Origin of the sequence: Chryseobacterium sp. Bi04, from assembly GCF_918698085.1 — a bacterium.
Taxonomy (GTDB): domain Bacteria; phylum Bacteroidota; class Bacteroidia; order Flavobacteriales; family Weeksellaceae; genus Chryseobacterium.
The window spans coordinates 123,266-139,105 of record NZ_CAKKLP010000008.1; the positions used below are offsets into that span (position 1 = coordinate 123,266).

Annotated in this window: 13 protein-coding genes; 1 reads left to right on the forward strand and 12 read right to left on the reverse strand. The window is 35.6% G+C overall.

All coding sequences use genetic code 11. The features are described 5' to 3' along the window. The 8 genes from LQV47_RS13920 to LQV47_RS13955 all read right to left on the reverse strand — a co-directional run bounded on the left by LQV47_RS13920 (nucleotide 1) and on the right by LQV47_RS13955 (nucleotide 7,569). Nucleotides 1-990: a nitronate monooxygenase gene (locus LQV47_RS13920; protein WP_230037833.1), complete on the reverse strand. Its 990-nt coding sequence runs from the start codon at nucleotides 988-990 to the stop codon at nucleotides 1-3. An 89-nt stretch (nucleotides 991-1,079) separates the two neighbouring features. Continuing rightward, the gene (locus LQV47_RS13925; protein ID WP_230037835.1) at nucleotides 1,080-2,447 is read right to left on the reverse strand and encodes a peptidylprolyl isomerase; all 1,368 of its coding nucleotides are present in this window, start codon (nucleotides 2,445-2,447) and stop codon (nucleotides 1,080-1,082) included. A gap of 87 nt (nucleotides 2,448-2,534) precedes the next feature. Then, the gene (locus LQV47_RS13930) at nucleotides 2,535-3,458 is read right to left on the reverse strand and encodes a PfkB family carbohydrate kinase (RefSeq protein ID WP_230037837.1); all 924 of its coding nucleotides are present in this window, start codon (nucleotides 3,456-3,458) and stop codon (nucleotides 2,535-2,537) included. A gap of 27 nt (nucleotides 3,459-3,485) precedes the next feature. Further along, nucleotides 3,486-4,043 carry a gliding motility lipoprotein GldD gene (gene gldD, locus LQV47_RS13935; RefSeq protein ID WP_230037839.1) on the reverse strand — a complete coding sequence of 186 codons (558 nt, stop codon included), beginning with the start codon at nucleotides 4,041-4,043 and terminating at the stop codon, nucleotides 3,486-3,488. A 44-nt stretch (nucleotides 4,044-4,087) separates the two neighbouring features. Further along, nucleotides 4,088-5,122 (reverse strand): A/G-specific adenine glycosylase, encoded by a 1,035-nt coding sequence (gene mutY, locus LQV47_RS13940; RefSeq protein ID WP_230037841.1) that lies wholly within the window; start codon nucleotides 5,120-5,122, stop codon nucleotides 4,088-4,090. An 80-nt stretch (nucleotides 5,123-5,202) separates the two neighbouring features. Further along, nucleotides 5,203-5,661 carry a hypothetical protein gene (locus tag LQV47_RS13945; protein WP_230037843.1) on the reverse strand — a complete coding sequence of 153 codons (459 nt, stop codon included), beginning with the start codon at nucleotides 5,659-5,661 and terminating at the stop codon, nucleotides 5,203-5,205. Nucleotides 5,662-5,740: 79 nt separating this feature from the next. Continuing rightward, a complete protein-coding gene (locus LQV47_RS13950) occupies nucleotides 5,741-7,102 on the reverse strand; it encodes a DUF5458 family protein (RefSeq protein ID WP_230037845.1) in 1,362 nt (453 codons plus the stop codon). A 20-nt stretch (nucleotides 7,103-7,122) separates the two neighbouring features. Next, nucleotides 7,123-7,569 (reverse strand): type VI secretion system contractile sheath small subunit, encoded by a 447-nt coding sequence (locus tag LQV47_RS13955; protein ID WP_047487911.1) that lies wholly within the window; start codon nucleotides 7,567-7,569, stop codon nucleotides 7,123-7,125. Between the two features lie 339 nt (nucleotides 7,570-7,908). Here LQV47_RS13955 and LQV47_RS13960 point away from each other — a divergent pair, with 339 nt between their 5' ends. Beyond that, nucleotides 7,909-8,955 (forward strand): hypothetical protein, encoded by a 1,047-nt coding sequence (locus tag LQV47_RS13960; RefSeq protein ID WP_230037847.1) that lies wholly within the window; start codon nucleotides 7,909-7,911, stop codon nucleotides 8,953-8,955. 63 nt (nucleotides 8,956-9,018) lie between these two features. Here LQV47_RS13960 and LQV47_RS13965 read toward each other — a convergent pair whose 3' ends face one another. From LQV47_RS13965 to LQV47_RS13980, 4 genes are all read right to left on the reverse strand, one after another. Then, nucleotides 9,019-11,115: a M13 family metallopeptidase gene (locus LQV47_RS13965; RefSeq protein ID WP_230037849.1), complete on the reverse strand. Its 2,097-nt coding sequence runs from the start codon at nucleotides 11,113-11,115 to the stop codon at nucleotides 9,019-9,021. 454 nt (nucleotides 11,116-11,569) lie between these two features. Continuing rightward, on the reverse strand, nucleotides 11,570-13,135 hold the full coding sequence (locus LQV47_RS13970) for a hypothetical protein (protein ID WP_230037851.1): 1,566 nt from the start codon (nucleotides 13,133-13,135) through the stop codon (nucleotides 11,570-11,572). A 159-nt stretch (nucleotides 13,136-13,294) separates the two neighbouring features. Further along, nucleotides 13,295-15,352 carry a M13-type metalloendopeptidase gene (locus tag LQV47_RS13975; protein WP_230037853.1) on the reverse strand — a complete coding sequence of 686 codons (2,058 nt, stop codon included), beginning with the start codon at nucleotides 15,350-15,352 and terminating at the stop codon, nucleotides 13,295-13,297. Between the two features lie 77 nt (nucleotides 15,353-15,429). Then, nucleotides 15,430-15,753: a hypothetical protein gene (locus tag LQV47_RS13980; protein ID WP_230037855.1), complete on the reverse strand. Its 324-nt coding sequence runs from the start codon at nucleotides 15,751-15,753 to the stop codon at nucleotides 15,430-15,432. Between the last annotated feature and the right edge of the window lie 87 nt (nucleotides 15,754-15,840).

Sequence of the window (15,840 nt, forward strand, 5' to 3'; positions counted from 1 at the left end):
TTAAAAAACCGGCATTTTTGTTTCTTCAAACTCTTTTAAAAGATGGTTGAAAACAGTTTCTACCGGCAGTATATCATTTATTAATGCAGAAACCTGCCCTATTTCTAATTCTCCATCTTCCATATCTCCTTCAAACATTCCTTTTTTTGCCCTGGCTCTTCCTAATGAAGCAATTAAAGCTTCCTTATCTCTTCCGCTTTGGTAAATAGTTTCCAGTTCACCGAAGAATTTATTTTTAACCATTCTTACGGGGGCCAGTTCTTTTAAAGTAAGATGTGTATCTCCTTCCTGCAACTCAGTAATTTTCTTTTTCCAGTTTTCATGTGCACTGGCTTCAGCAGTAGCAGCAAAACGGGATCCTATCTGTACTCCGTCTGCTCCCAAAATCATTGCCGCTTTCATTTGTGATCCTAAAGCGATTCCTCCGGCAGCAATTAATGGCTTAGAGATATGCTTCTTCACATTAGGAATCAGGCAGAACGTTGTCGTTTCATCTCTTCCGTTATGTCCTCCAGCTTCAAAACCTTCCGCAACAACAGCGTCTACTCCAGCCTCTTCACATTTTACGGCAAATTTGGTAGAAGAAACTACATGAGCAACCTTTAATCCTTCTTTTTGAAGTGTTTCCGTATACGTTTTTGGATTTCCTGCCGATGTAAAAACAATTTTCACCCCTTCTTCAAGGATAATCTGAATGATCTCTTCAATATTAGGATATAGCATAGGAACATTCACTCCGAAAGGCCTGTCGGTTGCCTCTTTACATTTCCTGATATTTTCTCTTAAAATATCAGGATACATACTTCCTGCCCCTATTAATCCCAATCCTCCACAATTGGAAACGGCAGAAGCCAGTCTCCATCCCGAATGCCAGATCATGCCAGCCTGAATAATTGGATATTTTATATTAAAAAGCTCTGTAATTCTATTTTGGTTAGCCTGCATTTCATGAATTTTTTTTGCAGAATTGAAATCTATAAAATTGCTCATGCGTAAAAATACAAAAACAAAGGTTTACAAAAAATACCACTCCATTTTTTAGCATAAAAAAACCTTCAGAAATTCTGAAGGTCTTTGTTTTATTTTTTAACTGTTCCTTTTTTCCAGTTGGATTTAAAATTACAGTTATCGTAACGTCCGTTGATGGAGATAAAGATGTTTGGTAATTTCGAACTAACAAACTTCTCAACCATTTCATTCTTCTTCTTATTCAGCGCCATTTGTTTTATCCTGCTAAAGTCTGTTTCCAGTGTAATCTGGTGTGCAGGTATAGCATCTTCCAATTTAATGATCTTAACCGCTTTTCTTTTATTTTCTTCATCTTCAAAAGCAGTAGTAATATCACCTTTGTTTAATCCTGCCAACTCATAGCTGATTGTTCCCGGGATACTTTCTCTTTCAATTTTATCAGAACCGTCTCCTCCCGGAATGATTCCAGCATTAAATTTGGTTCTTTTATCATCGGAAAATTTAAATGCAGCATCTTTAAACGTCATCTTACCTTCTATAATAAGACCTCTGATACTGTCTAGTTTTGCTTTTGCCGTTTTTAATTCTTCATCTGTAGGAGTAGCTTTTAAAAGAATATGTCTTGCATCATATACTTTTCCGGATTTTTTTATCAACTGAATAATGTGGTATCCAAATTCGGACTCAATAGGATCTGAGATTTCATTTTCCTGAAGGTTTAATGCTGTAGCTTCAAACTGCTTTACCATCTGACCTTTATTGATATTCTTGTATAATCCTCCGTTGGAAGCAGATCCTTCATCTTCAGAATAAATTCTGGCCTGGCTTTCAAAAGTTTCTCCACCTAAGATATCCTGCTTAACTTTTTTCAGTCTGTTGATCAGATCTTGTTTATGAGCTTCCGTCAACGCCGGATAAATCATAATCTGAGCTAAAGTTACTTCATCTTTTATCTGTGGCAGCTGCATCTTGTACAGGTTATAAAAATCGGTAACCTCATTAGGTGTTACATCGGCTTTTTCGGTAACTCTCTGGTATTTTGCCTGCCCATAATACTGGTCTGTATCAATTTTTTCGATAGCATTCTTCATCTCATAAGCATTTCTGAACTTATAAGCAGCAAGCATCGTTTTTTCATCTGGAAATTGAGAAAGCAACTGACGGTATTTTCCATTAGCCTGCTCCTTGATCGCTGCAGAACGGTTTTCAATCAATGTATCTTTTTTTGCCTCGTATACAAGAAGCTTATTGCTGATAAGGTTTTCCAGGAACTCACATTTATCTGTATTAGAAGCTCCCTGCTGCTTTCCATAATTCATTTGCTCAGCTACATCAGATTCCAAAACAATCTCATCACCGATAACAGCAGCAATACCATCCACTAAATCTCCTTGTTTTAGCTGGGCATTCATCATATTTGAAGAGAATATCATTATGAAAATCCCAAGGAGAAAAGTGATTTTTAGTCTATTTGTCATTTTACTATTTTAAACAAGTTGCAAATTTAGAATTCTTAACGAATTTCACTCAATTTTTTATTATAAATATTTCTTAAAAAGACTTATTTACTGCAGTTCAACATCAAATGTTGTTAATTCTTTAAATTGTCTCAATCTCTCGAACATATCAGCTTCTCCAACTTCCTGAATTCTTTCTGTTCCGAATTTTTCTACGGTAAATGAAGCCATTGCAGAGCCTACAATTAAAGCAGACTTCATTGTTTCGAAATCAAGCTTCCCTTTTTTAGCAAGATAAGCTGCAAAACCTCCTGCAAAAGTATCTCCTGCCCCTGTTGGGTCGAAAACATCCTCTAACGGAAGTGCAGGAATAGCAAATACTTTATTATCGTGGAAAAGTAAAGCTCCGTGCTCTCCTTTTTTGATGATTACATATTCAGGACCCATTGTATGAATTTTCTTAGCTGCTTTTACTAAAGAATATTCTCCTGAAAGCTGTCTTGCTTCTTCATCATTGATCGTGATTACATCTGTTTTAGCAATCATATCCATTAGAATATCCCAAGCACTGTCCATCCAGAAATTCATGGTATCCAGGATAACAAGTTTAGGACGCTTATTCATTTTTTCAAGTACTGACAACTGAACTCCAGGGTGTAGGTTTCCAAGTAATAAAATTTCTGAATCCTGCATAGAATCCGGAATTTTAGGATCAAAATTTTCCAACACATTCACTTCTGTAGCTAAAGTGTCTCTGGTATTTAAATCATTATGATATTTTCCTGACCAGAAGAAAGTTTTCCCTTCTTTTACAATTTCAATTCCTTCAATGTTTATGTCTCTGTCTGTAAACATATCAAGGTGTTCTTGTGGAAAATCTCCTCCTACTACAGAAACGATACCCGATTTAACGCCTAAAATAGATGAAGTGATTCCAATATAAGTGGCTGCACCGCCTAAAATTTTGTCCGTTTTACCAAATGGTGTTTCGATTGCATCAAATGCAACACTTCCTACAACTAAAAGTTTCATATATTTTTCAATGTATATTAAAAGTAATTATTTTTTCCATTCAAAAGAGTCCAGCAGGTGCTTCATATCGTTTTTGATATAGTTCACAGCAGGAGCCAGAGAGTCCGGTTTTGGTCTCGTATTAAAGTATAAGTAAGCAGTTACAAAATGTTTTGTACTGTCTGTAATGTAAAATTGAAGATTGGAGGCACTCTGACCTTTCAGCTCATAAAAGTTTCCATAGACCTTTTTTTCAGGGTATTCAAAAGACTTCGTGTCTATAGAACTGGCTTTAATGGTGTGTTCATAAACCATTTTTTCGGCTTCCTTGATATGTTCAGCAAAGTCATTCTGTATCGGATAATACGTAACAAAAACTTTGGCTTTCATTTTTGGATAATTAAGATAGTACCAGCAAGGTTTCTTTCCTGCCGTAATGGAAGCAAAATCAGAATATTCAAAAGTATAGGCACAATTGTTTTCAAACTTTTGATATTTCGGAGTTGGATATTCCAGACGCAATTCTCCATAAGGCTTCGGAGCAGTGTCTTTTCCACATGAAAGTAAAAGCAGTGATACAAAAATAAAAATGACTTTTTTAATCATTTTGCAAAAGTACAAATTAGATTTCAGATTTCGGAAGACAAATTTCAGTCTTTCAGAGAGTTTTGAATGTAATTTTCCAAAGGTTTGGGAAAGGATTTTTCATGAGAGCCCTGAATATCTGTAATGAGGTATTGATTTTCAGCTATAAAAGTATTCCATATCTTCTCTGAAGGCACTTCCACATTATATATTTCAATACTTAAATTCTTGTGAGTCAGCTTATGGGTAATGGTTTTCGAATGGGTAATAAAAGTTTCCATTTCCACAGGAATAGCTGTTGGAAACTCAAATAATTTTTTCCAGATAAAGTCATCTTTTCTCTGGCGGATCAGAAAATGCCCATTTCTTTGAACGAAATAATAGGTTAAAGCAAGATCTTCAGTCTTTACTTTCTTTGTTTTCACAGGATAATTGGCTGTTTTTTGCAAAGAAAATGCAAGACAATCTTTATTAATTGGACATTCTCCGCAAAGAGGATTTTTCGGTTTGCAGATCTCTGAACCCAGATCCATCATCGCTTGATTGAAATCGCCTACATTGTCAGGCATCACCAAAGCAGCCAATTCCGAAAAATAGGTAAAAGCTCTGGAGTTTGAAATGTCAAAATCATCAGCAAAAAGACGGCTTAGCACTCTATAAAAGTTTCCGTCTACGGCAGGCATCTTTCCTCCGAAACAGATACTTGACACCGCAGCTGCAGTATATTTACCAATTCCTTTTAATGTTAAAATATTTTGATACTGAGTTGGAAATACCCCCTGATACTCCTCCATAATCTGCCTGGCCGCTTTATGAATATTAATAGCCCTGGAGTAATAGCCTAATCCTTTCCAGTATAATAAGACCTCATCTTCATCAGCTTCTGCCAATGTTTTTACATCGGGAAATCTTTTGATAAAATTATTGTAGTGATTTAATCCCTGATTGATCCTTGTCTGCTGAAATACAATTTCACATATCCAGATCTTATAAGGGTCTTTTGTCTGTCTGAAAGGCAGATCCCTTGCATTATTTTTATACCACTCCAAAAGCCTGTTTCCTATATGAAGAAAATCTGAGCCTGTTCTACTATTTTCCAAAAATCTTAACTATTTATATCGCGGAAGAGATAAAAGCTCTCCTGATGAACATTATTTGAAGCTGCAAAGATAGGTTTATTTTATTTTTTCTTCACAGAATATACCGGAGCTGCTTTCAGCCACTGATATTTAAGATTTCTGTCTTTTGCAATAAACCGGTATCCCTGAAGGCTTTTCAGATAAACGTACATAGAATCATTATTCTTCAGCTTGAGCCTTTGTGGTGATAGGAACTGAAACGGATATTTCATGACAGAATCTCTTACCGTTTTCAATACTGTTCCGGATCTTACCTTATAGATAAAGAATGGTTTTCCACGGTCTTTTGAACTGTCTGCCAGCTTTACTTCCGAGCTTGCAATTACCAGCTCACTACCATCAAAGCATTCGTCTTCGTTCATGATATAAGCTTTACCTTCCTGATGCTCATCTGCAAATAAATCATTCTCGTAATTGCCCGGGCTCTGGTATTTTTTTTCACAGCTTACCAAAACTGCCATTAATAATACAGGCAGTACCAGGTTCAATTTTTTATTCATCTTACTATTTATTGGTGTTGGTAGAAAAAAACCGATGAAAAAAATTGCATCGGTTCTTTATTATTTAAAAATAAGTTTTTTATTCCTGAGTATATTCTGCATCCCATTCGTTACCATCATCTCCTTTGTGTCCGTCTAATTTAATAACGAAACTTTTTGTTGGGAAATAAGGGGTCATACGGATATCAAGCCATACTCTGTCTTTGTTCACTCTGTCTTGCTCGAAACGAACAATCTTGAATTTTTCAATTAATTTATCCGGTCCTTTGATATTGTCTAAGAATGTTACGATCTGTCTTCTCAAGTCATCTTCATTCTTAGCATTCCAGTTTTCGAAAGCTCTTCTGTTCAGGAAGTCAAGTAATACTTTAGTCACATAGTCGAATACACGAACTACGGAATAGGTCTGAAGACCGATGTTATCTCCTGTAAACAATGTTTTTGCAGAGAATGCCATGATTTTTCCATATTCGTTTACCATCGGTACAAGACCCATTTTTTCCAGCTGAGAAATTTCACTTTTCTTCAATTCGAATTTTACAGCGTCTACTTCGTTGATATTACCGTGTTTTTTACCGGCAGCTACCTGAGACATTAAAGTTTTGTGGATTTTTCCTGCTAATGAAGTGGAAGGAGGAAGTTCTACGTTATCTTCTTCTCCTACTTCTTCGGCTTTTCCACGCCCTACCAACCAGTTACAGGTCATAATTACATTACTTCTGTGAAGTTCTCCTCCTGTAAGGTTTGCAGAGTGGAATAAATCTACTACATCATCCGGTTTATCAAGGTTTGCAAAGTCTGTAACCATCATTACTTTATTCTCGTTACAGATTTTCGCCCATTTTTCAATGACTTTATTAGATCCTAAATACCCTGGTATTGCAAGGATTGAATAGTTATCTCTAAGGTCTAAACGGTCATAATAGTTTTTGAATTCTTCAGAAATTGCATCAATAAATAGAGGATTATCTAAATCCGAAACCTGATCGATACTGGCATTGACAATGCTTACATTATCCACTTTATCCAATTCTGTATTTTTATAGAATTGCGCTACTGTTCTATAGTTGGTTTCCAACAGACGAACAGCATCAAGTGTATTTTTTAAGTTGGTTTTTAAATTCTGATCGGCCTGCTGTGCTTTACTTTTGCACGTTTCAGCCATTTTATCAGCAGATTCATTTCCTTCCAACAGGCTCACCCAAAGGTTGATTTTCTGAAGAAGTTCTTTTCTTTCATCTGCTTTATTGCTGTCGGTAAGGAAAATTTCTTTTCTTGCCTTTCTTGTAGGGTTCATATTGGCGACTCCGTCTACAACGGATTCAACAAAGCCAAAACCTCCCATTTTATTGAGCTCTGCAAGTGGGTTGCCTTTCGGCTGCCCTGAGTGTTGCTGCTGCCCTTGCTGCTGGCTTTCCTGCGCCTGTAATTTGCTATCCATGATTTAATGTAAGTCTTTAATTATTTTTCAAGTTCCTGTGCTACGTCTTTCAGTACTTCGATGAACGCAGCCCTTGTCTGATCGTTCTCCAGCATATTTCGTAGAATTTTATTTGTTTTCAGCTGACGTACAATCTTGTTGTACTGCTCCTGCTCCATGCTCAGCTGCTGCAGATAATCTGATTTCTGAGTAAGGCTTTTGGGTGTAAAGTCGCCAAGATTTTGAAAACGGAATTCTTCTTCTACTACGCTTCCATCTTCTGTTTCATGCTGTACAGCTACAGAAGGCTGAAAATGTCTGAAAACATCTTCTACGGTTTTTAATCCTGTTACAATTTCAGGGGTATAAGATTCTTCTGTTGTAAGCTGGCTTACTATCAGTGATTTATTTTCCTGTATTTCCTGAATAGCTTCATTAGCGTCTACTTTTACCTCGTTTCCGCCAACACCATAATTAAACATTGCCATATTATTATTATTTTGAGATTTACTATTTTGGTTTGGATCTGTGTTTGAGTAATTTACGGACGTATCAAATAAATTACCAATCCAATGTTTAAATTTAAAAAAAAACTGTAACATACAAAATTTTGTCAAGATTTTTCTTGATTTATTTAAATTTAGCTATAATTACTTAACATACAATCACCATCTTACGATATCACTAAGCTATGAAAAATAAATAAAAATAAACCATAGAAAGATAAAATAAAATTTGATGTACTTTGATCAAACATTTGTTAAAATCAGAATTCCTCCCACGTGAGGAAAAAATATTCTTTATATTTAAATAAAGTAAACAGAATAATGAAAGATGTAAAGATTGCTTTTAGAAAACCAATATATCCTGTTTCAGAGGCATTAGAGCAGTATTTGGAAAAACATAACAGGACAACCAAGATCCAGTTTTTATATGAAGATCTACTAAGATTCAGTGACAGTGTGAATATTCTGGATAAGGATGGCAAAGATACTTTATGGCTTGGTGTATTATATTCTGAATATGAGTTCAGAGAAATAGAGGCTAATTTAAATAAGATTTATACCCTCCTTCATTCTGATGGAGATGAGGCTACTTTACCCTATCTGAAAGTGGATACGATCGATTTTTGCACTTTCGGAAACTCTAAACCTTTCCGAATTCGGGTGAGAAATATCCTGAACGACAATTATACCAATTTTTATATTAAACAAGCCGATGCTTCACGCATATACGGGCTGGAAATTGAAGACCTTCTTTCTCCCAACCGGATTAACTTTCTGATTTATAAAAACACTTTAATAGAAGAGCATATCCTAGGAATTCCCGGGGATGTTTTTATTCAGAAGCATTTACACAATTGTACAGAACCGGAAAAGGCGCAAATCTCCAAAGAATTTGTAAAATTCAATGAACGCTGCCTTATTGGACTTCTTGGTGACATGCGCTCTTATAATTACGTTATCATTCCTATACATGATTTTGATCAGGTTATCTACAGAATTCGTCCCATCGATTTTGACCAGCAAAGTTATGAAGGGAATTTAAAAGTTTATCTTCCTCAGTATTTCAAAGAAAATAACGTGATGGTTAATATGGTACTGGAAAAATTGAAGCCTAATTCTATAGAACAGTACCGTAAAGAAGTACGTTCACAAATTGTAAAAAGAGTGACCAGCAGCAAAAACAGATTCGATGAACTCATTTCTATTATGAAAAAAGAAAATATTGCGCCGGAAGCTAATGTTACAGAGCTAAAAACAGCTTTGCAAAAACTCACGTACGACATCAATTTCAAGTATTGTAAAACGATGGGAGATATTATAGAAACAGGGATAAAGTTTGTTCTCAGGAATTATAAGAAAGCGTATTAAAAGAGAATCCGTCTCACATTGAATTGAGACGGATCCTTTCTTTTCTAACAATTTTTGGTATTACTACCAGATTTTTATTCTGTCCTGAGGAGCTTTATACATTTTATCACCAGGTTTGATATCAAATGCTTTGATAAATGCATCCTGATTAACTAATGGTCCAAATGCCCTGTACACTCCCGGAGAGTGAGGATCTGTTTTTACCTGATTGATCATATACTGATCTGTAGCTTTTGTTCTCCAGACGGTAGCCCAGCTTAAGAAAAATCTCTGATCCTGAGTGAATCCACTGATCTTACCTGGATTTCCTTTATCTTTTAAATACATTTGAAGGGCATCATAAGCTACAGATACACCTCCTAGGTCACCGATATTTTCTCCGCTTGTAAATTTACCGTTTACAAAACTTCCTTTTACAGGTTCATACGCATTATATTGTGCAGCAAGCTGCCCTACTTTTGCATCAAAGTTCTTACGGTCAGCATCTGTCCACCAGTTATTAAGATTTCCGTCACCATCAAAACGGGAACCACTGTCATCAAATCCGTGAGAGATCTCATGTCCGATAACGGCTCCAATACCACCGAAATTCACCGCTGCATCTGCTTTAGGGTTATAGAAAGGAGGCTGAAGGATTGCTGCAGGGAATACAATTTCATTATTTGATCCGCTGTAGTATGCATTGACAGTTTGTGGAGACATTCCCCATTCTGTTTTATCAACAGGTTTTCCTACTTTGTCTAAGCTTCTCTGATACTGCCATGCCGCTACATTCTGAAGGTTGGAATATAATGTTGCTCCCTTATTGGTAGCTTCCACTTTCAACTGGGAATAATCTTTCCATTTATCAGGATAAGCAATCTTTACTGTAAATTTGGAAAGTTTTTCCTGAGCTTTTACTTTTGTTTCAGGAGACATCCAGTCTATATTGGCGATATGCGTTTTAAATGATTTTAAAAGGTAATCGATATACGTTTCCATCTGCTGTTTTGCTTCCGGAGTAAAATATTTTTCAACATATAATTTACCGAACGCTTCCCCAAGAACACCGTTAACCATTGTAAGGCCTCTCTTGTTCATTGGACGCTGCTCTTTCTGTCCCTGCAGATATTTTGCATAGAAATCAAATCTGATTTGTTCTAAACTTTCATCTAAATTACTTGCATTACCGTTAATAAGGTGATACTTCAGATAATCTTTTAAGAGAGGAAGGTTTTTTGGCGTTACAAACTGATCCATATTCTGATAATATTTCAGTTCTCCGATGATTACCCTGTCTGTATTTACCCCTGCATCTTTTAAATATTTTGCAAGGTCTATATTTTTCACAAGCCCCGAAAGCTCAGATACATTTTTAGGATTGTATCTCAGGTTAGCATCTCTGTTCTGCTCAAGAGTCAATAAATAATTGGCAAGTTGTTTCTCGAAATCAACCACATTCTGCCCTGCCTGAGCTGAATTTTTATATCCTAAAACCCCGAATAATTTTCCGACATATGCCTGATATTCTGCTAAAGTTTTAGTATTTGCTTCGTTTACTTTCTGATAATAATCTCTTCCCAAACCAAGATCCGGACCTCCAAGATATACAGCATTCATTTTAGAATTCTTCATATCTGCGCTTACCCGCCAGCCATAGAAAGAATTATCTCCTAATTTTGTTGCTTCCAGAAGGTACTTCTGAAGATCATTAAGGTTTTTAATGGCATCAATTTTTGTTAAATCACTTTTTATAGGTGATAAACCATCTGCATTTCTTTTGCTGGTATCCATAAAAGAAGCATACAGATTCTGAATTTTCTGCCCTTCAGTTCCTTCAGCATATTTTTCGGATAAAATTTTGTTTAAGATATCCAGTGAAGCATCATCCACATTTTCCCTCAATGCATTGAAAGATCCCCAATTTGCTTTATCAGAAGGAATCTGAGTGTTTTTCACCCAATTTCCGTTCACATAGCTAAAAAAGTCATCCTGTGGACGCACATTGGTATCCATATATGATACATTGATTCCCTCATCTTTTACTTCTTCTTTCACCGTCTCAGCAATTACTGCCGTAGCTTCAGTTTTTGTATCTGTCCCTGCAGTCTTCGTTGTACCACAAGAATTAAGAAATACAAGACCTGAAAGGGCAAGTATTCCAATATTTAGCTTTTTCATTAAAGATATTTTTGATTTTACACAAACTTATCAAATATACAAACTTTACTGATAATAGTTGAGGGATAATTAAAAAATGATGGAGTATAATTAGTTGAGGGATTTGGGACATGAGACTCGGGTATAATGTGGAGATTGGGTTTATTTTAGGTTTTGGCTAAAGCCTAATGTATGGGTGTTTATGAAGAAAGCGGACTAAAGTCCGCTTCTATTGATGGGTGATATGTGGATGGTATCTGCATTCGTTATAGACCACCCGTCAAATCAAAGATTTGACACCCCTCCGGAGGAGGGAATGATGGAGGTCTTTCATTTACAGATATGGGTAAAGCACCCGAACTTCTAACTTCTAACTTCTAACTTCTAACTTCTCCTTTAATCCCTACAAAAACAAAAACCGTTCATTGCTGAACGGTTTGTATGATTACCAGATTTTAATTCCGGATTCTAAAAATTAAATTAGACGTACCTCTCCTGTTATTTTTATAATATCTGAGCCTTCAGACACCGGTCTTTTAATATTGATGGTACCATCATTATTGTTAATATGAGATTCCAAAACTCCTGTGGCTGACACTCCGGAAGCATTAAATTCATAAAAGATATTTCCTACAAAAAAACCTTTATAATATCTGATTCCTGACTGAACATTTACTTCAAGATTCACGTAAATAATCTGCGTCCATGTATTCTTTATCTTCGTTTTAAGATGTAAAAAGCCAGGCTGTGAAGAGTCCAACTCAAATCCTGACGGACCATCATATCCTCGTGTATATTGTCCTGAATAATTTCCTGGAATCATACCTTTTCCATTTCGGATATTGGCTAAGTAAGAAGGGAACTTTGTTTTAGCATTGATATTAAAATTAGCTCCAAAATTGTCTATTAAAAGATCATTAATAGAATTTCCATGAATCGTATCAAAACTCATTTCCATTCCGTAACCATAATCATTTTCAATATTTTCAAATAGCTGTTGATAGTCTGTCATTCCAATAAACGTATTATTAGGTAACAGATGTACATTATTCAATGGCAATCCTTTATATTTTATAAGTTTGTGCTGGGGTTGTACAAATCTGATATAATTATTATCTATTGTAAAATTATTAATATAATCATTAAATTCAAAAGCTCTGTCGAAGCCTTCAAGGTATGAATTGACAATTGAGCAGTTATATACAGAAGAGTTAAATTGAATTCCTGTTGTGACTCCTTCAATGGATACAGCATCAAAATGACAAGCCGTTAAAGGACCATCAAATTTATATCCCACTAAAGAATTGGCAGCTATCAATGAACGGAAAATATTCAGATTCATTTCACCTGAAAAAATAAAACGCTCACCTATTCTTGTATCATGCTGATGGGTGGTTCTTAAATCATCAAAAACTGTATAATAATTATTAATTGACTTCAGTAGAGTTGAAAAATTGGCTGAAGAAATGTTAAATAATTTACAACCCTGATGCCAGTTTTTAATAATCAAAGCAGGATTGGTAACATCATAAAAAGTGGTCTGAAGGGAAAAGTTTCCAAATTTAATTCCCTGAGACATGCTATCATCCTTATCTGTTTCTATTGAGCTGATTAATTGACCATTCTTATAATACCCAGACTTAAACACAGTGACATCAGCTTTTATTAAAAATATAGATTCATTAAAATCGTACGTTTTAGATAAAAAGGCAAAATCAGGATGCTGCGGAATTAAAATAGTGTCAGAAATAACATAGGTTCCTTTACCCGCAGTAACCGATAATTTAAATTGATCTGCAATAATAAAAGCTTGCTGAATAGCAGCTGTACTATCAATGATACCCTGTGGTGATGCACCAAACCACCTGATATCTACACGACTGTCTTCCAGTACTCTTCTGTAGTAAACATTTCCAACTTTTTTGAAAAGAATATCATCACAGTAGCTATCAATAATTGGAATATTGTCATATGTTTTATCTGTCTCTATAAAAGTTACCCATTCTCCGATATACGGATCATTAATTTCAATTGTATTCATCTTATTATTTTTATTATTTGGTAGCGAAATAATACATCTTGCAAGATTTACTTCTGAAATCAAAGATATTTATGGGTAGCGACAAAACCCGTCGTGTTATAATTTTAAAAACAAAAAATCACCTAAAATTTAGGTGATTTTTTATGTTAATAATAGGTATTACCAGATTTTAATTCTTTCTTCAGGAGCTTTGTATAGCTTGTCTCCTTTTTTCACGTCGAATGCTTTGTAGAATGAATCAACATTGATCAGCGGGCCGAAACTTCTGAAGTACCCCGGAGAGTGCGGATCCGTCTTCACCTGATTGATCATGTATTTCTCACTTGATAACGTTCTCCAAACGGTTGCCCAGCTTAAGAAGAATCTCTGATCCTGAGAGAATCCACTGATTTTCCCTGGGTTTCCTTTATCTTTTAAGTACATCTGAAGAGCGTCATATGCAATATTTACACCTCCTAAGTCAGCGATATTTTCACCATTTGTGAAAGTACCGTTTACAAAAGTTCCTTTTACGGGTTCATATTTATCATATTGAGAAGCAAGAGCTTTTGTAGCTTTTTCGAAGTTGGCTTTATCTTCCGGAGTCCACCAGTCTACTAAGTTACCGTCTGCATCAAACTGAGCACCTGAATCATCAAATCCGTGGCTCATTTCGTGACCGATAACGGCACCAATTCCACCGAAGTTTACAGCAGCATCAGCTTTAGGGTTGAAGAATGGCGGCTGAAGGATTGCAGCAGGGAACACGATTTCGTTGTTTACCGGGTTATAGTAAGCATTTACCGTTTGTGGAGTCATTCCCCATTCTGATTTATCAACCGGCTTGCCAATTTTAGCTAGATCTTTATTGTACTGCCATTCAGCAATATTCTGAAGATTTTTGTATAATGTTCCTTCTTTAGATTCAGGAGTAATTTCTAATTTTGAATAATCCTTCCATTTGTCCGGATAAGCAACTTTCACTGTAAATTTGTTCAGTTTCGTCATTGCTTTTGCTTTTGTAGTAGCAGACATCCACGCTAAGTTATTGATGTGAACAGCAAAGCTTTTCTTTAAATAGTCGATCAGTTCTACCATTTGAGCTTTAGCTTCTGCAGGGAAATATTTTTCAACATACAATTTACCGAAAGCTTCTCCCAGAGAACCATTAATCAGCTCAAATCCTCTTTTGTTTAAAGCTCTCTGCTCCTGCTGACCTCTAAGATATTTACCATAGAAAGCAAATCTCATATTTCCAAGGTTCTCACTTAAGTAAGAAGCACTTCCGTTGATCAGGTGAAATTTTAAATAGTCTTTGATGATAGGAAGGTTTTTAGCATTCACTAATTGATCAAAGTTTTTATAATACCCTAATTCTCCGATAATTACTTTATCAGAATTCACCCCTACTTTTTTAAGGTAAGCAGGAAGGTCAACTCCTTTTACCAAAGTGGAAAGCTCAGCCATTGTCTGAGGGTTATACTGAAGGGTATTATCACGGCTCTGCTCGTTTGTAAGATAAGTTTTAGCGATGCTTTTCTCATAATCAACGATACCTTTTGCTGCTTCATCAGCATTTTTGTACCCTAATTCTTTAAGCATAGAAGCTACATATTTCTGATATTCAGCAATAGCTTCTGTATTTTTTTCGTTTACTTTCTGATAGTAGTCTCTTCCTAAACCAAGAGATGCTTCACCCAAGTAAACAGCGTTCATTTTAGAGTCTTTTAAATCTGCATATACTCCCCATCCGTAGAAATTATTCTCGCCTTCTTTAGTTACAGAAGCAAGATAATTCTGAAGATCGGCAACATTTTTGATGGCATCAATTTTAGTCAGGTTTCCCTGAATAGGCTTGATTCCGTCTGCATTTCTCTTCTGCATGTTCATATATGTAGCATACAGGTCCTGGATTTTTTTACCCTCACTTCCGTCAGCAAATTTATCTTTCAAAAGCGAGTTCAGGATCGTCATAGAGTTGTTATCCGTATCTTCAGCTAATTTGTTGAAACTTCCCCAAGTTGGCTTATCAGAAGGAATTTTGGCAGTTTTCATCCAGGTTCCACTCACGTAGTTATAAAAATCATCCTGCGGACGTACAGAAGTATCCATAAGGCTAATATCCAAGCCTGTATCTGTGCTGTTTACAACTGTTTTAGTTACTTTAGCCTGGGCATTCACTGTATTTTGTGAACATATTCCTGCTAATAAAAACAAAGAAAGCGTTAGTTTTTTCATTATGATAACAATTTATACAATATGTATGATTTATTTACTATTTGTTACTTTTTTATAAAAACAAATTTAAACAAATATTAAGAAGTTGCTATCTCTTTTACATTTCCTGTTCTTTTCAGGAATCTCCAGGCCTGTATTTCGCCTTTCAGAGCTTTTCTTAAACTTTTAAACAGTACGATATACATCAGCCATCGGTATCCAAATCTCTGCGGAATAACATACGGCAGATTCGTTAATCTTTCACGCTGCATCATAAAGGGAAAAGGAATATCAGTAATAGCTAATATTTTGCTTCCATTTCCGGATAAAATTCCAAAAAAACAATGACGCCAGCCAGCAGTGAGAAAAAACGGGATAATATATTGGAATAAGAAGATATTAGGCATCGCCCAAAGCCCCAATCCTTTATTTTAGGGTTAAGAAAGGTCTGTTTCTGCTCAGAAATAATCTTCTGAACCCTTATATTTTATGCTGTAAAAAAAGAGGCG